Annotated in this window: 16 protein-coding genes; 10 read left to right on the top strand and 6 right to left on the bottom strand. The window is 71.1% G+C overall.

What is annotated here, in order from left to right; translation table 11 throughout:
- Positions 1–1656 (bottom strand): ABC transporter substrate-binding protein, encoded by a 1656-nt coding sequence (locus tag ACFWGZ_RS04240; protein ID WP_382450005.1) that lies wholly within the window; start codon positions 1654–1656, stop codon positions 1–3.
- A gap of 146 nt (positions 1657–1802) precedes the next feature.
- Here ACFWGZ_RS04240 and ACFWGZ_RS04235 point away from each other — a divergent pair, with 146 nt between their 5' ends.
- Positions 1803–3011, top strand: a complete 1209-nt coding sequence (locus ACFWGZ_RS04235) for an ROK family protein (protein ID WP_382450004.1) — start codon at positions 1803–1805, stop codon at positions 3009–3011.
- On the opposite strand, the gene ACFWGZ_RS04230 is transcribed toward ACFWGZ_RS04235, so the two are convergent.
- The gene (locus ACFWGZ_RS04230; protein WP_382450003.1) at positions 3008–4066 is read right to left on the bottom strand and encodes a hypothetical protein; all 1059 of its coding nucleotides are present in this window, start codon (positions 4064–4066) and stop codon (positions 3008–3010) included. The two genes, ACFWGZ_RS04235 and ACFWGZ_RS04230, sit on opposite strands and share 4 nt — an antisense overlap.
- A gap of 474 nt (positions 4067–4540) precedes the next feature.
- Here ACFWGZ_RS04230 and ACFWGZ_RS04225 point away from each other — a divergent pair, with 474 nt between their 5' ends.
- From ACFWGZ_RS04225 to ACFWGZ_RS04195, 7 genes are all read left to right on the top strand, one after another.
- Positions 4541–6073, top strand: a complete 1533-nt coding sequence (locus ACFWGZ_RS04225; RefSeq protein WP_382450002.1) for a glycoside hydrolase family 43 protein — start codon at positions 4541–4543, stop codon at positions 6071–6073.
- Between the two features lie 179 nt (positions 6074–6252).
- A complete protein-coding gene (locus ACFWGZ_RS04220) occupies positions 6253–7176 on the top strand; it encodes a carbohydrate ABC transporter permease (RefSeq protein ID WP_382450001.1) in 924 nt (307 codons plus the stop codon).
- Positions 7166–8008 carry a carbohydrate ABC transporter permease gene (locus ACFWGZ_RS04215; RefSeq protein ID WP_382450000.1) on the top strand — a complete coding sequence of 281 codons (843 nt, stop codon included), beginning with the start codon at positions 7166–7168 and terminating at the stop codon, positions 8006–8008. The genes ACFWGZ_RS04220 and ACFWGZ_RS04215 overlap by 11 nt, the downstream gene beginning before the upstream one ends.
- 15 nt (positions 8009–8023) lie before the next feature.
- The gene (locus tag ACFWGZ_RS04210; RefSeq protein ID WP_382449999.1) at positions 8024–9334 is read left to right on the top strand and encodes an ABC transporter substrate-binding protein; all 1311 of its coding nucleotides are present in this window, start codon (positions 8024–8026) and stop codon (positions 9332–9334) included.
- A complete protein-coding gene (locus tag ACFWGZ_RS04205; RefSeq protein ID WP_382449998.1) occupies positions 9331–10416 on the top strand; it encodes a Gfo/Idh/MocA family protein in 1086 nt (361 codons plus the stop codon). The genes ACFWGZ_RS04210 and ACFWGZ_RS04205 overlap by 4 nt, the downstream gene beginning before the upstream one ends.
- Positions 10398–11279: a PmoA family protein gene (locus ACFWGZ_RS04200; RefSeq protein WP_382449997.1), complete on the top strand. Its 882-nt coding sequence runs from the start codon at positions 10398–10400 to the stop codon at positions 11277–11279. The genes ACFWGZ_RS04205 and ACFWGZ_RS04200 overlap by 19 nt, the downstream gene beginning before the upstream one ends.
- Positions 11273–11965, top strand: a complete 693-nt coding sequence (locus tag ACFWGZ_RS04195; protein ID WP_382449996.1) for a cupin domain-containing protein — start codon at positions 11273–11275, stop codon at positions 11963–11965. The genes ACFWGZ_RS04200 and ACFWGZ_RS04195 overlap by 7 nt, the downstream gene beginning before the upstream one ends.
- Before the next feature lie 155 nt (positions 11966–12120).
- Here ACFWGZ_RS04195 and ACFWGZ_RS04190 read toward each other — a convergent pair whose 3' ends face one another.
- Together ACFWGZ_RS04190 and ACFWGZ_RS04185 are read right to left on the bottom strand one after the other, a co-directional pair.
- Positions 12121–13104: a LacI family DNA-binding transcriptional regulator gene (locus ACFWGZ_RS04190; RefSeq protein WP_382449995.1), complete on the bottom strand. Its 984-nt coding sequence runs from the start codon at positions 13102–13104 to the stop codon at positions 12121–12123.
- A 196-nt stretch (positions 13105–13300) separates the two neighbouring features.
- Complete coding sequence (locus ACFWGZ_RS04185; protein ID WP_382449994.1) at positions 13301–14305, bottom strand: LacI family DNA-binding transcriptional regulator; 1005 nt, start codon at positions 14303–14305, stop codon at positions 13301–13303.
- Between the two features lie 171 nt (positions 14306–14476).
- On the opposite strand from ACFWGZ_RS04185, the gene ACFWGZ_RS04180 reads away from it, so the two are divergent.
- Positions 14477–15169 (top strand): hypothetical protein, encoded by a 693-nt coding sequence (locus tag ACFWGZ_RS04180; protein ID WP_382449993.1) that lies wholly within the window; start codon positions 14477–14479, stop codon positions 15167–15169.
- Position 15170: 1 nt separating this feature from the next.
- Positions 15171–16925 (top strand): rhamnogalacturonan lyase, encoded by a 1755-nt coding sequence (locus ACFWGZ_RS04175; protein WP_382449992.1) that lies wholly within the window; start codon positions 15171–15173, stop codon positions 16923–16925.
- A 184-nt stretch (positions 16926–17109) separates the two neighbouring features.
- Here ACFWGZ_RS04175 and ACFWGZ_RS04170 read toward each other — a convergent pair whose 3' ends face one another.
- Both ACFWGZ_RS04170 and ACFWGZ_RS04165 read right to left on the bottom strand, forming a co-directional pair.
- Complete coding sequence (locus ACFWGZ_RS04170; RefSeq protein ID WP_382449991.1) at positions 17110–18075, bottom strand: acetylxylan esterase; 966 nt, start codon at positions 18073–18075, stop codon at positions 17110–17112.
- A gap of 36 nt (positions 18076–18111) precedes the next feature.
- The gene (locus ACFWGZ_RS04165) at positions 18112–20346 is read right to left on the bottom strand and encodes a rhamnogalacturonan lyase (RefSeq protein WP_382449990.1); all 2235 of its coding nucleotides are present in this window, start codon (positions 20344–20346) and stop codon (positions 18112–18114) included.
- Positions 20347–20413 lie beyond the last annotated feature (67 nt).

Genomic DNA, 20413 nt, shown 5'->3' with positions numbered 1-20413 from the left:
TCACCGGCCCGCTGGCTTGAGCTTCACGTACACCTGCGACGCGTCCGGCCGCTTCCAGACGGCGGGGAACGCGTAGAGGTCGTCCTTCGTCGGCCAGCCCGTGAAGCCCCGGGCGTTGTACTCGCTCGGGATGCCGCCGGTGAGCACCGGGATGTACGGCATCGACTTCTCCAGCTCGACCTGGATCGCGTCGTAGTGCTGCTGCCGCGAGGCGTCGCCGCTGTCGGTCTTCTTGAGCTCGGCGACGGCCCGGTCGACGACCGCGTTGCTGAACCGGGAGAAGTTCGGCGTGGCGGTCTGCCCGACCGGCGCCGTCGTCGCCGTGGAGAAGAAGTAGCTGTAGGTGTAGAACGGGTCCGGCGCCGGGCCCTGCTCCACCGAGTCGATCAGCAGCTCGTACTGGCCGCGGCCGCGCGCGTCGGCCCACTCGTTCCACGACAGCTGCTGCGGGGTGAGCTTGATGCCGATCCGCAGCATTTGCTGGCTGATCGTCTCCAGCGCGGTGATGTAGTCGGTCCAGCCGGCGACGACCTTCACGGTCAGCGCCAGCGGTGTGCCGTCCTTGGCGTAGATGCCGTCGGCGCCCTTGACGTAGCCGGCGGCGGTGAGCAGTTCGCCGGCCTTGGCGACGTCCGGGTTCATCGGTGCGAGGCGGTCGGTGAGCTTGCTCGACACGAGCGCGTTGTCGCGCGGCAGGAGCGCGAAGCCGGGAGACATCTCGCTGTTGACGTTCTGGAACGCCAGGGAGTTGATCTGCGTCCGGTTCATGCCGTGGTAGATCGCCCGGCGCACGGCGGGGTCGGTCTGCGCGCCCTGGCAACCGAGCTGCGCGTTGGAGCAGGTGAAGAGCGCGACCTGGTTGAGCGGCAACGTGATCGCCCGGTAGCCGGGGTAGTTCTTCTCGACGTCCCCGATGTCGGGGACGGGACCTGTCTGCCAGTCGACCGACCCGGCCTTGAGCGCGTCGACCCCGGCCTGGTTGCCCGACAGCGACAGGTAGCGGACCTGCTTGACCGCGGGCTCACCGCCCCAGTACCTCGGGTTCGCCTTCAGCGTGAACGACTGCGCCTTGAAGTCGCCGAGCGTGAACGGGCCGGTGCCGACCGGGTTCCGGTTCACCTCGGTGGCGGGGGAGGAGTAGTTCTTCCAGATGTGCTCGGGCATCATCCACAGCTGGCCGAGCACCTGCGGTCCGTCCATGAAGGACGGTTCGGGGAACTTCACGACCACGTGGGTGTCGTCGACGGCGGTGGCCGTGCCCTTGAAGCCGGTCTTGTTCATGGCCGGGGTCTTCGCGACCATGCCGAGAGTGAAGACGACATCCTCCGCGGTGAACTTCTCCCCGTCGGACCAGGTGACGTCGTCGCGCAGGCTGACGGACAGCTCGGTGCCGCCGGAGTTCCACTCGAACGTCTTGCCGAGCAGCGGTTTCGGCGGCTGGTCGGTCGCGATGTTGTAGAAGAACAGCGGTTCGTGGATCGTGCCCGGGCCCTCGATCTGGGTCGGGGCGTAGGGGTTGAAGTTGAGCTGGAAGTCGCCGGCCTGGCCGGTGTAGACGACGAGCGTGTCGTCGGCCCGGCCGCCGCCCGCCGCGGCACAGCCCGCCGCGACGACCACCGTCAGACCCAGTGCGCAGAGCCGCTTCAGCAGGAACATCGTCGATCCTCCCCGTGGCTGGGTTGCTGCGGCCGAGATTCTTCAGTTGTCAAACAAAGAAAGTCAACGCTTCGAAATGCTTTACTTGACACCGGGTTGTCGATGAACAAATTTCGTCGTTCGACGACAGGGCAAGGGGAAACGGCGTGAGCGGACCGGTGCGGGCGACCCGCGCGAGCACCAGGGCGGCCGTGCTGGACCTGGTCCGCGCGGCGGGCACGATCAGCCGGGTCGGCCTGGTCAACGCGAGCGGGCTGACCGGCGGGACGATCTCCACGGTCGTGCGCGGCCTGATCGACGAGGGCCTGGTCGCCGAGACCGGGCACGCCGAGTCGACCGGCGGCAAGCGCCGGGTCATGTTGCAGCTCAACCACTTCGCCCGGTACGCGATCGGCGTGCACCTCGACGACGCGCGGATCACCTACGTGCTCACGAACCTGGGCGGCGCGGTCGTCGCCCGCATCTCCCGCGCCGGCGCCGCACGCGAGGAACCCGCGGCCGTCGTCGCGAGGATGGCCCGCGAGGTGGACGCGTTGATCGACAGCGCCGGTGTCGAACGCGGTCGAATCCTCGGCCTGGGACTGGTGTCCGCGCGCCCGGCGCGGTTCGGCCCGGAGCTCGAACGAGCCACGGGACTGCCGGTCGTGCTCGACAACGACGCCACGGCGGCGGCCATCGGCGAGCACTGGTCCGGCGGCGTCGGGGTGACGGCGACGTTCGCAGCCCTCTACATGGGGTCGGAGATCGGCGCCGGGGTGCTGCTCGGCGGCACGACGCACCGCGGCCCGAGCGGTCACGCCGGCGCGATCGGCCACGCCTGCCTCGACGTCGACGGCCCGCCGTGCCCGTGCGGAGGGCGCGGGTGCCTGGAGGTGCTGGCCGGTCCCGCCGCCGTGGTCGCGGCGGCGCGGCGGGACAGGGCGCTGTCCCGCGCGGCGGGCCTGACCGGCGCCCGGACCCGCCCCCGTGCCCCGGTCGCCGCCGACTTCGCGGCGATCAGCAGGGCCGCCCGCCAGGGCGACGCGCGGGCGCTGGCCCTGCTGGAGCGGTCGGCGCGGTACGTCGCGGCCGCCGCCAGGACGCTCGCGAACGCGCTGGACCTGGAGGCGCTGGTGCTCACCGGTCCGAGCTTCGCGATCGCGGGCTCGGTCTACCTCCCGGTGCTGCGGGAGGAGCTCGACCGCGCGTTCGCCGCGCACCCGGTCGCGGTGCGGCTGTCACCGTCGGCCGCGTCGGCGGCCGCGATCGGCGCCGCGGCGATCGTGCTGCAGTCGGAGCTCGTGCCGCGGCACCAGGGGGTGCGGCTGCCGGACGACCTGGCGGCCGACGAACCGCCGGTGTTCCAGCCCGCTTAGGGACAGACGTTCATCGTGCTGTTGTTGTTCAGCACGATGTTGCGGAACGTCGTGTTGGTGCCGCACGGGCTTTCGCGCACCGACGAGTTCGTCACCGTCAGGTTCTGCACGGTGATGTCGCTGTTGTTCGGGAACTCCGTGTGCGCGGCCAGGCGGATCTCGCCGCCGCCGGACACGGTGCCGCTCTGCGCCGCGAGCACGAAGTTGTGGCAGTTCTCGACCAGCACGGCGTTGTTGCCGGTGCTCGCGAGGTCGAGCCGGTCGATCGTCAGGCCGCCGCTCTCCGACACGCAGAACACGCCGCGGCCGCCGCCACGGGCCTTCACCGTGCCGACGCGGATGTTGGTGGCGTAGCTGCTGCCGATGCGGCCGTTGCGGTTGGCCGTGCGGAAGGCGGCGTACCCGGTGCCGGAGCCCGCGTTCTCGGCGTCCACGGTGCCGACGGTCGCGTTGATCGTCTCGTTGAGCAGCAGGCCGGACTCCCCGACGTTGCGTGCCGTCACCGTGCCGACGCTCAGGCCGTCCACGCCGTAGGTCTCCACCGCGTGGCTGCTCGCGCCGGACACGTGCACGGTGTCGATCCTGATGTTGCAGCTGCGGACGCTCGTGTCGCCGCGGTTGTCGATGCGCACGCCGAGACCCGCGGACAGGCGCATGTCGATCTGGCCCAGCACGACGTTGTCCACGTTGCGCAGGAAGATCCCGTAGAGCGGGCGGCCGGTGACCGACAGGTGCCCGACCTCCACGTCACGGGTGCCGCGGGAGTAGATCGGGGCCTGGCCGCCGGAACCGGAGCCGGTCACGTCGATCGTGCCGCAGACGTCGATCCCGGTGTGGCTGGGCAACGAGATCCGGGAGCCGGCGCTCACGGAACCGTTGCCGCGCACCAGGACCCACTGCTTGGACGTGCGGCCGGAGGTCAGGCTCGCGATCGCCGCCTGGACCGCCGCGCGCATGTCGGTTCCGGTGTGGACGGTCCGGCTGGCGTTGCGGGCGGTCCACGTGCTGCCGCTGAGCACGGCGTCGGCGCTGTAGGAGCGGTCGCCGCACGCCATGGTCCGGGGGCCCGCGCCGGCCGCCGCCGGACACCAGTGCGAGCAGGAGCGCGCTCGCCCACCACTTGTTTCGGGACAGGGCAAAACTCCCTCGGTTCGGGGGAATGCAGGGTTGCCTCACGCGCCGGGCACGTTGGCTTCGAACCGGGAGTTCGACGACGCGGTGATCGAATCGGTCGAAGCGCGATTTCCCTTTCGCTGCCCGCCGAAATGGTGCCCGCGAAGATGAGGGCTCCGTCTCAACTGGTGGGTGCTGGAGTAGTGTGGAACGTTATCGACAACGATTGACACGAACCGGACGCACACGGGAGCCTCTGGGCCTCCGCCAGACAACCGAAACTCCGGGACGAGGACCTCTGCGACGATCCGGCGGACCGCCGCAGCACCCGCGCAGCCGGGACCAGCCGTGGGCAGGCGGCACCGGTCCCGGCTGCGCACCCCAGAACGTGCCCGGGACACGCGTGGGAGCTCCCCTTGGCACAGTTCGCGAACCCGATCCTGACCGGCTCGCACCCCGACCCCTCGGTGTGCAGGGCCGGTGACGACTACTACCTGGTCACCTCGACGTTCGAGTACTTCCCCGGACTGCCGGTCTACCACAGCCGCGATCTGGTGCACTGGCGGCAGACCGGCCACGTGCTGGACCGCCCCTCGCAGCTGCCCTTGCAGGGCGTGCAGGCCTCCGGCGGGCTCTACGCGCCGACGATCCGCCACCACGACGGCGTGTTCTACGTGGTGTGCACGCTCGTCCACGGCACGCGCGAGTCCGGCAACTTCGTCGTGACGGCCACCGATCCGGCCGGTGACTGGTCGGAGCCGCAGTGGCTGCCCGAGGCGGCGGGATTCGACCCGTCGCTGTTCTTCGACGACGACGGCCGCGCGTGGTGGACGGCGACCCGCGAGATCGAGAACGGCCGCAACGAGATCTACCTGCGCGAGTTCGACCCCGCGAAGCTGGAGCTGGTCGGGGAGGAGCACGTCGTGCTCACCGGCATCGTGCGCGGCTCGGTCTGGCTCGAAGCACCCCACCTGTTCAAGGTGGATGGTCGCTACGCGATGGTGTGCGCGGAGGGCGGCACGGACTTCGAGCACTCCGTCGTCGTGGCGTTCTCCGACGACATCACCGGCCCGTACGTCCCCTCCAAGATCAACCCCGTGCTGTCCCACCGCCACCTCGGCCGGTCTTTCCCGATCGCCGCCGTGGGACACGCGGACCTGGTGCAGACCCAGCACGGCCAGTGGTACGCCGTCCTGCTCGCCGTCCGCCCGTACGGCGGCTACTACTACAACCTCGGCCGCGAGACGTTCCTCGTGCCGGTCGAGTGGGAGGCCGGCGGACCGGTGTTCAGCCCCGGCACCGGCCGGGTCGAGGAGTCCTACCCCGTCCCGGACCTGCCCGCGCACCCGTGGCCCGAGGCTCCCGAGCCGTTCTCGTCGGCCGAGCTCGGCGGGGAGTGGATGTTCCTGCGGACGCCGGAGGAGCCGTTCTGGTCGCTGACCGACCGCCCCGGTCACCTGCGGCTGAAGGTGCGGCCCGAGACGATCGCGGAGCGGGTCAACCCCAGCATCGTGCTGCGCCGGCAGCAGCACCAGGACTTCCACGTGTCGTGCGCGCTCGAGTTCCGCCCCGGTGGGCCGGGCGAGGCCGCCGGGCTCGTGCTGCTGCAGAACGACGAACACCACGTCCGGCTGCTGCTCGGCGCCGGGGGAGAGGTCACCCTGGTGCTGCGCGCGGGCGGGCGCGACGAGCTGCTCGGCCGGACCGAGACCGGTGACGGCGTGGTGCGGCTCGCGTTCGAGGCGCGGGGGCAGAGTCATCAGGCGTTCGTCGCGAAGGGGTCCGCGGTCTGGCAGCCGCTGGGCGAGCCGTTCGACGGGCGGGTGCTCAGCACGCCGGTCGCGGGCGGGTTCACCGGCGTCCACATCGGACTCTACGCGACCGGGTCCGGCGCCTCCGGCGAGTCGTGGGCCGATTTCTCCGGGTTCGGCTACCGGCCGCTGGACTGAATCGTTCCGTCCTGCTTCACCCGCGCGGGAGGAGATCGTCCACACCGGACCGTAGTCGAAACGTTACCCGGCTGTTCGACGATGCGCGTTCGACGCCGTTCGACGGGCGTGCTTGACGCTGCGCGAAGCACCGTTGCAGACTCCGGAAAGCGTTTTCCAGCCGACGGGGTCAGGAGTTCATGAGCGCTCTCGACGAACTGCGTCAGCTGCGCCGCGGCGGCGTGCAGGTGCGCAAGCGCGACAACAGGGCCGCGTTCTGGTTCCTCGCCCCCTGGTTCGCCGGGCTGGTCTTCATCACGATCGGCCCGGTGCTCGCGTCGTTCGGGCTGGGCTTCACCAAGTACAACCTCATCCAGCCGCCGAAGTTCATCGGGCTCGACAACTTCGCGCGCATCCTGAGCGACGAGCGGCTGCACAACGCCCTCGGCGTCACCTTCACCTACGTCCTCGTCTCGGTGCCGCTGCAGCTGGCGTGCGCGCTGGGCGTCGCGCTGCTGCTCGACAAGGGGCTGCGGGGGCTCGCGTTCTACCGCTCGGCCTTCTACCTGCCGTCGCTGCTCGGGTCGAGCGTGGCGATCGCGGTGCTGTGGACCCAGGTCTTCGGCACCGACGGGCTGGTGAACCGGGTGCTGGGGCTCTTCGGGGTCGAGGGCAGGGGCTGGATCTCCGACCCCGGCACCGCCCTGTCGACGCTGATCGTGCTGAACGTGTGGACGTTCGGCTCGCCGATGATCATCTTCCTGGCCGGGCTGCGGCAGATCCCGGCGGTCTACTACGAGGCCGCCGCGATCGACGGGGCGAGCTGGTGGTCGCGCTTCCGGCGGATCACGCTGCCGCTGCTGTCGCCGATCCTGTTCTTCAACCTGGTGCTGCAGATCATCCACGCGTTCCAGTCGTTCACCCAGGCGTTCGTCGTCTCCGGCGGCACGGGCGGGCCGTCGGACTCGACGATGTTCTACACGCTCTACCTGTACCAGCAGGGCTTCAGCCGCTTCGACATGGGCTACGCGTCGGCGCTGGCGTGGTTCCTGCTCCTGATCATCGCGGCGTTCACCGCGATCAACTTCTGGGCGGCGAAGTACTGGGTGTTCTATGACGACTGAACTGCGCCGCCGGCTCCTGGTGCCCGCGAAGCACCTCGGCCTGGTGCTCATCGGGTTCGTGATGCTGTACCCGGTGCTGTGGATGGTCGTGAGCTCGCTGCGGCCGGGCGACGAGATCTTCCGCAGCCCCGGCCTGATCCCCGACTCGTTCCGGACGGAGAACTACACCGAGGGCTGGAACGCGCTCACGCCGTCGTTCGGGACGTACCTGCTCAACTCGGCGATCCTCGTGCTGGGCTGCATCGTCGGCAACCTGGTGTCGTGCTCGATGGCCGCCTACGCGTTCGCCCGGCTGCAGTTCACCGGCAAGCGCTGGTGGTTCGGGATCATGCTCGGCACGATCATGCTGCCGATCCACGTGATCATCGTGCCGCAGTACGTGCTGTTCTCGAACATCGGCTGGGTCAACACGTTCCTGCCGCTGATCGTGCCGAAGGTCCTCGCCACCGACGCGTTCTTCGTCTTCCTCATGGTCCAGTTCATCCGCGGCCTGCCGCGCGAGCTCGACGAGGCGGCGCGCATCGACGGCTGCGGCCACCCGCGCATCTTCCTGCGGATCGTCCTGCCGCTGATGACGCCGGCGCTCGCCACCACGACCATCTTCACGTTCATCTGGACCTGGAACGACTTCTTCGGTCAGCTGATCTACCTGACGGACCCGGACATGTACACGGTGCCCGTCGCCCTGCGCTCCTTCGTCGACTCGACGGTGGCCACGTCGTGGGGCTCGCAGTTCGCGATGAGCGTCGTGTCGCTCGTCCCGATCTTCCTCGCGTTCCTCGTCGGTCAGCGGTACCTCGTCAAGGGGATCGCCACGACCGGGGGCAAGTAGCCGAAAGGGAAGCTCATGCTCAGAGGTGTTCGCCGCGGTACCGCGTGGGCGGTCCTGCTGTCGCTGTCCGCGTCCCTGCTCGCCGCCTGCGGGTCGTCCTCCGACGCGGGCGGGGACCTGACGACGGAGAAGGTGACGCTGCGGTTCACGTGGTGGGGCGCGGACGACCGCCACAAGCGGACCCAGAAGGTCATCGACCTGTTCCAGCAGAAGCACCCGAACATCACCATCAAGGGCGAGTTCAAGGAGTGGAACGGCTACTGGGACAGCCTCGCCACCACGATGGCGGCCAACGACGCGCCGGACATCATGCAGATGGACGAGCTCTACATCGCCTCCTACGCCGAACGCGGCGCGCTGCTCGACCTCAACGAGGCCAAGAAGCACCTCGACACCACGAACTTCGACGACAAGGCGCTCGCCACCGGCACGATCGGCGACAAGCGGTACGGGCTGCCGGTCGGCCTGGGCATGTACTCGATCATGGTCAACCTCGACCTGCTGGCGAAGTACAACATTCCCGTGCCCGACGACACGAAGTGGTCGTGGGACGACCTGAAGACCATCGCCGACCAGGTGTCGAAGGCCGGTGGCGGGCAGGTGTTCGGCATGCAGTCGCCGGGCATCAACGATGCGGCGGGCCTGAGCATCCGCGCCCGGCAGCAGGGCAAGGCGATGTTCGACGCCGACGCCAAGGTCGTGCTTCCGCAGGAGATCGCCCGCGACTACTGGCAGTACATCCTCGACCTGTCGAAGTCCGGCGCCTCGATGTCGCCGTCCGCGACGATCGAGAAGGCCTCCGCGGGACTCAACCAGTCGGCCACGGCGACGAACACGGCGGCGTTCGGCCTGTGGTGGAACACCCAGCTCACCGCCCTGACCGCGGCCAGCGGCGCGAAGCTCAAGCTGCTGCGGATGCCGGGTGAGACGCAGGGCAAGGCGCCCGGCGCCTACTACAAGCCGTCGATGTTCTGGTCGGTGTCCGCGCGGTCGAAGTACCCGGCCGAGGCCACGGCGTTCGTGAGCTTCCTCGCCAACGACGAGGAGGCGGCGAAGATCCTGCTGACCGAACGCGGCGTGCCCGCCAACCAGAAGATCCGCGAGGCCATCGCCGGGCAGCTCAAGGAGACCGACAAGGCCGCCAAGGAGTACCTCGACACCGTGCCGGTCAGCGACCCGCCGCGGATCACGCCGAACGGAGCCAGCACGCTCGACACGATCCTCAAGCGGCACACCGAGGACGTGCTGTTCGGCCGGACCACACCGGACCAGGCCGCCGCGTCGTTCATCGAGGAAGTCCAGTCCGAAGTGGATGCGGCGAAGTGAGGCGGGCCGCCATCGCCGGCACCGGTGCGATCGCCGCCGCCCACGCGGAGGCGCTGCGGGCGGCGGGGGAGCGGATCGAGCTCGTCGCCGTGGCGGACGTGGACGCCGGCCGGGCCGCCGCGTTCGCCGCGGAGCAGGGCGTGCCGCGGACCTACCCCGGCCTGTCCGAGATGCTGGCGGCGGAGTCGCTCGACGTGGTGCACGTGTGCACCCCACCGCGCCATCACGTGCCGCTGGCGCTGGAGTGCCTGGCCGCCGATGTGCACGTGCTGGTGGAGAAGCCGCCGGCCTTGTCGCTGGGCGAGGTCGACGTGCTGATCGCGGCCGAACGCGCGTCCTCGGCGTCGGTCGCGACGGTGTTCCAGCACCGGTTCGGCCCGGCGGCGGTGCGGTTGCGGCGGCTGGTCGCGGAGGGCGTGCTCGGCCGGTCGTTCGTGGCGAAGTGCGACACGCTCTGGTACCGCGGCGACGCCTACTTCGAGGTGCCGTGGCGCGGCACGTGGCAGAGCGAGGGCGGCGGCCCGACGATGGGCCACGGCATCCACCAGTTCGACCTGCTGCTCTCGGTGCTGGGGCCGTGGCGGGAGATCCGGGCGCTCGCGGCCAGGCAGGCGCGCGACGTGCAGACCGAGGACGTCTCGATGGCGCTGGTGACCTTCGCCGGCGGCACGGTCGCGTCGGTGGTGAACTCCCTGCTCTCGCCGCGCGAGACCTCGGAGCTGAGGTTCGACTTCGAACGCGCCACGGTCGAGGTCGAGCACCTCTACGGCTACACCGACGCGCACTGGGTGGTGACGCCCGCGCCCGGTCAGGACGACGTGGCCGCGCGGTGGCGGCAGGAGCAGCCGTCCGGGGTCGTCAGCGGCCACCGCTGCCAGGTGGCGGCCTTCCTCGACGCCCTCGACAGCGGCGAGAAGCCCCCGGTGACCCTCGAGGACACCCGCACGACCATGGAGTTCATCGCGGCGCTCTACGCCTCCGCGTTCACCGGTGCCGTGGTCGAGGCGGGGGAGATCGGCCCGGACAGCCCGTTCTACGCGTCGATGGAAGGGATTGGTGCCCCGTGGGCGAACGCCCGGTGATCTCGCGCCAGGACGACTCGGTGCTCGCCGTGTCGGTGGGCGACGTCGAGATCTTCGAGTACGTGCACCGGCCGTCGACACCGGCGTTCGAGGGGCCCAAGCCGTACCTGCACCCCGTGCGGACGCTCGCGGGCGACGTGGTGACGGCGTTCCGGCCGCACGACCACCGGTGGCACAAGGGCCTGCAGATGACCGCGACCGACGTGTCGGGCGAGAACTTCTGGGGCGGCGTCACCTACGTCCGCGACCAGGGCTACGTGGTGCTGCCCAACGTCGGCAGCATGCGGCACGACTCGTTCGGCGTCGTTCCCGGCGGCTTCACCGAGCAGCTGTCCTGGTTCACCGAGGCGGGCGAGAACTGGGTGCGGGAGGCGCGGTCGTTCGTCGTGCGGGACGTCTTCGAGGACTCGTGGACGCTGGAGTTCTCCACGTCCCTGACGAACGTGCGCCCCACGCCGCTGGAGCTCGGGAGTCCCACCACCAACGGCCGTGAGCTCGCCGGCTACACCGGGTTCTTCTGGCGCGGGCCGCGGTCGTTCACCGGCGGCGAGGTGATCGCGGCCGACGGGGGCGGTGGCGAGGACATGATGGGCAAGACCGGGCCGTGGCTCGCGTTCGTCGGCCACCACGACGAGGTGGACCGCTCGTCCACGGTGCTGTTCCTGGACCACCCGTCGAACGGGACCACGCACTGGTTCGTGCGCAGCGGCCCGTTCGCGGCGGTCAACCCGTCGTTCGCGTTCCACGAGACCGTCCCGCTGGCGCCGGGGGCCGCGCTGACCCTGCGGTACCGGGTGGTCGTCGGCTGCGGGGCCTGGGACCGCGACCGCCTGGAGTCCTATGTGGAGGCGAACCCGTGGTGACGCCGTTTCCCGGCGGGATCGGCATCTCCGGGCTGCGGGTGTACGACTGGCCGACGGTCGACGGGCTGTGCGGGGGCTCGCCGCACGTGCACCTCGTCTGCTCGGAGTGCTACTACGTGGTCGGCGGCACCGGCAGCGTGCAGACGCTGACGTCCGGCGGGTTCGCCACCACGCCGCTGCGCGAGGGGTCGGTCGTGTGGTTCACGCCCGGCACGATCCACCGGCTGGTGAACGACGGCGACCTGCGCATCCTCGTGGTGATGCAGAACAGCGGCCTGCCGGAGGCGGGGGACGCGGTGTTCACGTTCCCGGCCGACGTGCTGGCTTCTCCCGAACGGTACGAGCAGGCCGCCGCGGGCGGGGACGAGGAGGCCGTCCGGCGCCGGCGCGACCTCGCCCTGACCGGGTTCCTGGAACTGCGGCGCAACGGCGCGGTGCAGGAGTTCTACGCCGCCGCGGCGGCGCTGAAGCAGCGGCTGCTGGACGGCTGGGAGGAGCGCTGGCGGACCGGCGCCCTGGCGGCGGCGGAGCTGACCGGCGAGCACCTCGACCGGTTGCGCTCGGGCGACCTCGGGCACCTGGCCGACGCGGGCGTGCACGTGCTCGACGCCGGTGGGCCGCACCGCTTCGGCATGTGCGGCCGGCTGGACACCCACGACCCCGGCGACGGGAAGCCGGTGCACTGACGCGGATCCTGCCGGCCGGCGTCCTCCCGGTGCTCGCGCGGGCCGAGCACTCCGGTGGCGTCGCCGGGGCGCTGTCGGTGCAGTACCAGGAGGTGTCGAGCGGGACGGCGCCCTCGCCGATCAGGGTGGCGGACTTCCGGCTCGGCCGAGCCGCCTCACGCCGTGGACTCCCGCACCACCAACCGGCACGGCTGCCGCAGCACCCCCGACGACGGCGCCCCGCCCAGTGCCGAGAACAGGTGCGCCACCGCCGTGGTCCCGAGCTGCTGGAGGTTGAGGTCCACCGTGGTGAGCGGCGGGGAGCAGTCGGCGGCGAAGATCTCCCAGTTGTCGTGGCCCACGATCGCGACGTCGTCCGGGACGCGCCGGCCCAGCGCGGTCAGCGCCTGCACCACGCCGCTCGCGATCTGGTCGTTGCCGCAGAAGACGGCGTCGGTCTCCGGGGCGGTGGCGATCAGCAGGCGGGCGGCGTGGCGGCCCCAGCGCTGCGACCACTCGCCGTGCAGCACCTCGCCCGCCAGCCGCAGGTCGTGCTCGGCGAGGACGGTGTGCACGGCGGCGGCGCGGTCGCGGGCCGCCCGGTAGGACTGCGGGCCGGTGATGTGGGCGATGTGCCGGCGCCGCAACGCGATCAGGTGTTCCACGGCCAGGCGGGCGCCGCCCTCGTCGTCGCAGACGATGCTCAGGTCGGCGGGGCTGGTGGAGCGGCAGTGGACGTAGACCGCCGGGACCGGCAGGTCGGCGGTCAGCGAGGCCCGCACGTCGTTGCTGTCGCCGACCACGATGAAGCCGTCGACCTGGCGGGCCAGCAGGGTGCGGACGTGGTGGTTGCGGCGGATGGCGTCGCCGCGGGTGTCGCACAGCAGGACCGACATCTCCTGGTCCGACAGGGCGCTCTCGGCGCCCAGCAGGATCGGCATGGCGAACCGGCCGTCCAGCTCGTCGGTCAGCAGGCCGATCGCGCGCGTGCGTCCCGCGACCAGGCCCTGGGCGAGCACGTTCGGCTGGAACGACAGCTCGGCCGCGGCTCTGAGCACGCGGGCGCGGGTCGCCGACGCCACCTCACCCCGGTCGTTGACCGCCTTGGACGCGGTGGCGATGGAGACGCCCGCCAGCCGGGCCACGTCCCCGAGCGTCACCGCTTCTGACCGTCGCCTGCCCATCGAAATCCTTTCGAACGACATTCGACTGCGTATTCGACAACTTCTCCGGCAAATGGCGCACTGTCGAAATCGTTTTCGGTCTCCAGGGTGCGTTGTGCGGCGATTTTGCGCAACACCCGGACGCGGCACGGACGGGCCCGCCGTCGTCCGGCGAGCCCGCGGATCCGGCGCCCTACCGGCGGGAAGCCGTGCTGCCCCGGTCGGTGAGCTGCGGGGCGAGCAGCCGGACCTCGTGCGCCCGCTCGCCCGCGAGCCCGCGCACCAGGGTCTGCACCGCGATCGCGCCGACCTCCTCGGCGGGGATGGAGATCGACGTGAGCGGCACCGGCTGGGCGGCCGCCACGGCGTCGGGGCACAGCGCGATCACCGAGACGTCCTCGGGCACCCGGCGGCCGCGGCGGCGCAGCTCCAGCACCACGTCGCCGAGCACCGCCTCGTTGTGCACGACGAGCCCCGTGACGGCCCGGTCCGGCCGCAGCAGGTCGTAGAGGCACTCGCTGAGGGCGGGGTAGGACGGCGCGCACGGGTGCACGTGCGTCGTCACGCCGCGGTCGCGCGCCGACTCCGTGAACCCGGCCAGGAACCGCGTCGCATAACCGGTTCCGCGCTCGTAGACGGCGGGCGGTGAGCCGATCAGGCCGATCGACCGGTGCCCCAGGCCGGCGAGGTGCGCCACCATCCGCGCGCCGCTCGCGGTGAAGTCGAGGTCGACGCAGTCGAGCCCGTCCGCCCGCGTGGGCACGCCGATCAGCACGACCGGCACCTCGAGCTCGCGCAGCGCGGGAACGCGGGGGTCGTGCGCCTCGACGTCCATCACCAGGACCGCGTCGGCACGGGACGAGGCGATCACCCGGTGCACCTCGTCGGCGCCGGACTCCTTGGTGAGCAACAGGACGTCGTAGTCGTGCGCGCGGGCCGTCGTGACGATCGACGACACGAACTGCATGATCACCGGCAGGTTGAGGTCCGTCCTCAGTGGAACGACGAGCGCCAGCACGTGGGTGCGGCTGCTCGCGAGCGCCCGCGCTCCGGCGTGGGGGTGGAACCCGAGTTCCCGGATGCTGCGGCGGACGCGGTGCGACGTGGCGCGCGAGATCGGTCTCTTGCCGCTCAGGACGTACGAGACCGTGCTCACGGACACGCCCGCGTGCTTGGCGACGTCCTTGATGGTGATCAACCGGCCTCCCCGCCCGAGTCGTGACAACAACCTTAGCGAGTGAATTCTCCGACCGTCGATTCGCGTCGAAAAAATTGATGGCGCTTTGTTCGACTTGTTCGACGCTAATGTTCCGCGGCAGTGAAACGTTTCAATTCTGCGGTTCTCCCGGAGCGAGGAAGGGCAAGTCCCATGAAACGGATCGAGCGAGCGCTGACGGCGGCGGTGGCCGTGGCGCTGGCGTTCTCGCTGAGCCCACCGGCCGCGTCGGCGGCGGCCTGGTCGTCCTCGGACCGGTGGGGCACCTGGAACAACGGCGGCTACACCGTCCGCAACAACGTCTGGGGCGACGGCCACGGCGCCCAGACGATCTCGGCCGACGCCTACCACCGCTGGAACGTCTGGGCCGGCCACCCGGACACCGGTGGCGTGAAGTCGTACCCGCACGTCGCGAAGGCGGTGAACAAACGGCTCAGCGCGATCGGCTCGCTGACGAGCAGCTACAACGTCAGCGTGCCCGGTTCGGGCGCCTACGCGACGGCTTATGACATCTGGGCAGACAACAACGCGTTCGAGGTCATGTTGTGGATGACCAAAACCGGTCCCGTCGGGCCGTTGGGGACGTTCCAGGTGAGGGCGTCCGTGGGCGGTCACACGTGGGACGTGTACCGCGGTTCCAACGGCCACAACGCGGTGTTCTCGTTCGTGCGGTCCTCCAACGCGAGTTCCGGCACCGTCGACGTGAAGGCGGTCCTGACCTGGATCCGCACCCGCGGCTGGTGGGGCGACGTGACGCTCGGCGAGGTCCAGTTCGGCTACGAGATCACGTCGTCGAGCGGCGGCAAGACCTTCACCACCAACGGCTACTCGGTCTCGGGAGGGTGACATGAGGCGACTTCCGGTGCTGCTGCTCGCGGTGGCGCTGACCGCGGCGGGCGCACCCGCACCCGCGTTCGCACAGGCCGGCGCGGACCGCGGGCTGGTGAGCATCCGCTCCGTGCGCGGCGACGGCAACTTCGTGTCCTGGCGGCTGCTCTCGTCCGACCCGGCGGCGCAGGGGTTCGACGTGTACCGCGACGGCGTGCGGGTGAACAAGGCTCCCGTGACGACGGCGACGAGCTACCTCGACGCGGGCGCCTCGACGACCGCGTCGTACTCCGTGCGTCCGGCCGGGGGTGTGTCGGCGGCGGCCACACCCGAGGTCGGCACGCTCGCGACGAGCAGGGACGTCCCGATCCAGATCCCGGCGTCCGGGTACGTCGCCAACGACACCTCGATCGGCGACCTGGACGGCGACGGCGAGCAGGAGCTCGTGCTCAAGTGGGACCCGGAGAACGCCAAGGACAACTCGCAGGCGGGCGTCACGGGCAACGTCTACCTCGACGCGTACAAGCTCAACGGCACCCGGTTGTGGCGCATCGACCTCGGCCGCAACATCCGCGCCGGTGCGCACTACACGCAGTTCCAGGTGTTCGACTACGACGGGGACGGCCGGGCGGAGGTCGCCGTGAAGACGGCGGACGGGACGCGGTCGGGCACGGGCCAGGTGATCGGCAACGCCTCCGCCGACTACCGCAACGGCGACGGGTACGTGCTGTCCGGGCCGGAGTTCCTGACGGTGTTCCGCGGCACCGACGGCGCGGTGCTCGACACGGAGAACTACCTGCCACCGCGCGGAACCGTGTCGTCGTGGGGCGACAGCTACGGCAACCGGGTCGACCGGTTCCTGGCCGGCACCGCCTACCTCGACGGCGCACGGCCCAGCATCGTGATGGCGCGCGGCTACTACACCCGCAGCGTCGTCGTGGCGTGGGACTTCCGCAACGGCCAGCTCACGCAGCGCTGGACGTTCGACTCGGCGACGCAGTCGAACCGCTCCGCCTGGGAGGGCAAGGGCAACCACCAGCTGTCCGTCGCCGACGTGGACGCCGACGGCCGTGACGAGATCATCTACGGCTCGATGGCGATCGACGACAACGGCCGCGGCCTGTGGCAGAACGGCACCCGCCACGGCGACGCGCTGCACGTGGGCGACTTCATCCCGTCCCGGCCCGGTCTCGAGGTGTTCAAGCCGTCCGAGTCGGGCACCGACCCGGCGCACTGGATGGGCGACGCGCGCACCGGTCAGATCATCTGGAGCGCGCCGGCGTGCGGCTGCGACAACGGCCGCGCCGTCGCCGCCGACATCTGGGCGGGCAACGCGGGCGCCGAGGCGTGGTCGAACTCGGTCGGCGGGCTGCGCAGCGCCACCACGGGCGCCCAGGTCGCCGCGCGCAAGCCGGGGTCGGCGAACTTCGTGATCTGGTGGGACGGCGACGCCCAGCGTGAGCTGCTGAACGGCACCACCATCGACAAGTACGGCCCCGACGCCGACACGCGCCTGCTCACCGGCTCCGGCGTGGCGTCGAACAACGGCACCAAGTCGACACCGGCGCTGTCCGCGGACATCTTCGGCGACTGGCGCGAGGAGGTCGTCTGGCGCACGTCCGACAACCGGGCGCTGCGGATCTACTCGACGACCGAGACGACGACCATCCGGCGGGTGTCGTTGCTGGAGGACCGGCAGTACCGGCTGGCGGTGGCCTGGCAGAACACCGCGTACAACCAGCCGCCGCACGCGAGCTTCGCCTCGCCGCAGTGAGCAGGGGGCGGGCGCGTCGCGAGGTGCGCCCGCCCCCGCTCGGCGTGGGCGAACGGTGCCGGGCGGGTCCGCCGAACCGTTGGCGCGGCGTGCCGGCCGGGTCGCGGCCGGTGCGCGGACGGCGATGCCCGGCCGGTGGGAGGTGGGGCGGTCGCGTCGTGCGACGTGGCCGCCCCACCTCCGCTCACAGGTGCACGCGCAGGTGCCGCAGCTGCGTCTCCAGGTGGCTGGTCGGCGTGGTGTGCTTGCCGAACGGCGACACCGTGATCTGCTTGGGCGCGCTGACCTCGTGGTACGCCGCGTACACGGTGGACGGTGGGCACGTCTCGTCCATCAGCCCCACGCTGAACAACGTCGGCGCGGTGATCCGCCGCGCCAGCAGCGCGCAGTCGACGTACTGCAGCGTCGCCAGCACGACCGGCACCAGCGAGTCGTGCTGCGCCAGGAAGTCGCTGATCTCCGTGTACGGCGGCACGGCGCCGATGCGGATCGCGCGCCACAGGTCGCAGAGGAACGGCACGTCCGAGTGGCACACCTTCACGTGGTCGGGACGCAGCGCCGCGGCGGCGAGGGCGAGCGCGCCGCCCTGGCTGCCCCCGGTCACGGCGATGCGGGCGGGGTCGGCGCCCGGCAGCTCGGCCACGACCTCGACCGCGCGGGCGGCGTCGAGGAACAGGCGGGTGTAGTAGTAGTCGTCGCGGTGGGAGATGCCCTTCGTCATCACGCCGGGGTGCTCGGGCCCGGTGCCCGCGCCCGCGTCGCCCGTGGCGCCGATCGACCAGCGGCCGCCCTGGCCCCGGCTGTCCATCACGAAGTTCGCGAAGCCCAGGCTCGGCAGCAGCGTGTGCTGGGCGGGCACGCCGCGCCCGCCGCCGTAGCCGATGTAGGTGACGACCACCGGCAGCGGCTCGTCACCGGGCGGGCGGAGGTACCAGCCGCGGACGCGGTGGCCGTGCGCGCCGGAAAACTCCACGTCGTAGACCTGCAGCGGTTCGTACAGGGTGGGCTCGTGCGGGGTGAGCGCGACCGGGGTCGCCGCGGCCGAGGCCGCCGCGAGCTGGCCCGCCCACCACTCGTCGAGGTCCGGCGGCTCCGGCGTGGTCACGCGGTGCAGGACCAGGTCTTCTTCCGGCATGTCGACTGCGGGCACGAGTCTCCTCCCAAGCTGGTCAGGCGAACGTACCCGTCAGCGGCGGGGGAGGGGAACGCGCGAGAAGTCGGTGTCGGACGCGAGGTGGAAGCCCGGGTGGGACGGCTGGTTGTACGCGGTCTGCTGGCGCGCGACCTCGACGCGGTACTGGCGGTCGGCCATCAGCGTGCAGATCTTGTGGTTCGTCGGCTCGGTGCTGAGGTGGAAGCGCAACGCCGTGCTGTCCTGCGTGCGCACCACCAGCTCCTCGCGCCAGTCGCCGAAGACGTCGGCCACGAGCGACGGGGTTCCCTTGGTGCCGTTGTTGGTCCGCGTGCCGGTCGCCGTCAGCAGCGTGCCGCGCCGCCAGTCGTCGATCGTCGGCGTCACGTCCTGGGCGCCGTTCACGATCTGCGTGGTCAGGTCGCCCGCCCACCGGATGCTCATGTTGGTCCCGGGGGACCGGGTGTCGAGCCGCCGCCCGTCCGCGCTCCACAGGCCGCCGGAGTCCGACCCGCCCGGCATGGACGACCACGTCTCGAGGCCGCGCACATCCGGGCGGACGTCGCCGACCATGCCGCGGCCGGTGTCCGTGCCGGAGTAGGCGCCGTAGATCGTCGCGCCGGTGGCGGCATCGCGCAGCGCGTAGCCGTAAGGCGCGCTGCGGGCACCCTCGTGGACCATGAAGATCTCGAGGCCGGGGCGGTCCGGGTCGATGTCGGTGACGTGCAGGGCATCACCGTGACCGACCCGGACCGCGGCGCCGGGCTCCGCGCTGCCCGGTGGCAGGACGCCGGTCGAGCTGTAGAGCAGCGCGCCGTCGTCGTCGAGGGTCGCGCCGCCGTACACGATCTCCTGCCGGCCGTCGTGGTCGACGTCGGCGACGCTCAGGGAGTGCGCACCTTGCGTGGTGAGCCCGGCGTGACCCGGGTTCGTGCCGTCCCGGCCGTGCGGGCTGTCGCGGAACGGGTTGGTCATCGGCACCCAGCCGCTGTCGGCGAGCCAGCGCTTCGTGAGCCGCCTGCCGTCCCAGTCGTAGGCGGCGACGGCCGAGCGGGTGTAGTAGCCGCGGGCGAAGACCGCGGACGGCCGGACGCCGTCCAGGTACGCGACACCGGACAGGAACCGGTCCACCCGGTTGCCCGGCTCGATGCGGGACATCGCGTAGTCGCCCCACATCAGCCCGTCGTCGTGGCGGCCCGGCTCGTAGCGGACGGTCTGCAGCTCCCGGCCCGTGGCGCCGTCGAACACCGTCAGGTACTCGGGGCCGTCGACGACGAACCCGGCGAACGCGCGCAACCTGTTGCCGGCGCTGCGGCTCGGCGCGTAGACGTCGAGGAAGTGGTCGGCCAGCGCGGTGGCGTCCTGGCCGGACAACGGGTAGGCGTACCGCGGCTCGATCCCGAACGCCTGCTCCAGCGTCGCGGGCCAGTGCCCCGCCACCACCTCGGGGTGCGCGTGCCAGCCGCGGAACACCTCGACCAGGTGCGCGCGGTAGCCGTCGGGGGAGAGGCGGTGGTCGTCGGTGTGCGCGTAGCCCGCCCGCACGTCCTCGCGCGGCATCGTGACGTACCGGCCGCGGCCGTCCCGGGTGCCCGGCGCGGTCTTCGTCATCAGCTCCGCGCGGCCGTCGCCGTCGAAGTCGTGGACCAGGAACTGGGTGTAGTGCGCGCCCGCCCTGATGTTGACGCCGAGCGAGATCCGGTGCAGGAACGTGCCGTCGAACCGGTAGGTGTCGAGGAAGACCGGGCCGGTGTAGCCGGACTGCGAGACGTCCTTGGAGTTGCTGGGATCCCACTTCACGACGTACTCGAACTGCCCGTCGCCGTCCACGTCGCCGACGCTGACGTCGTTGGCGGAGTAGGAGTAGGCCTCCCCGGCGGGCGTCACGCCGTCCGCCGGCTTGCGCAGCGGCAGGTCGTGGAACGACGAGTCCCACGCCGCCACCGGCCTGCTGCGGCCCAGCACCAGCCCCCGCACGACCGGGGCGACCTGGTACCGCGCGCCCGCGACCGGTGCCGGATCGGCCCAGGTCGTGCTGTCGCGAACGGTCGCGACGCGCTTTCCGTTGCGGTACACCGCGAAGTCCGGTCCGGCCTGGCCCGTCGCGGTGACGCCGGTGGCCTCGTGGCCGAGCAGCCGCCAGCTCAGGTGCACGCCGCCGGCCGCGGTGACCGCCACGAGCCCGCGGTCGAGGCGTTCGCCCGGCCTGCCGTGCGCGGACGCGGGTGGCGCTCCGGCGGCCAGCGCCAGGACCACCAGCGTGAGCACAGCGCCTCGTCGCAGATCCACGGCGGCTACGATGACCCTTCGCACCGCTCGGCGCAAGAGCCAGATGCGTTGTGCGGTAACGAGGTAA

This window comes from Lentzea sp. NPDC060358 (assembly GCF_042725365.1).
Taxonomy (GTDB): domain Bacteria; phylum Actinomycetota; class Actinomycetes; order Mycobacteriales; family Pseudonocardiaceae; genus Lentzea.
Note: the sequence above shows the minus strand (reverse complement) of the source record. Positions and strands in the feature narration are given on the sequence as shown.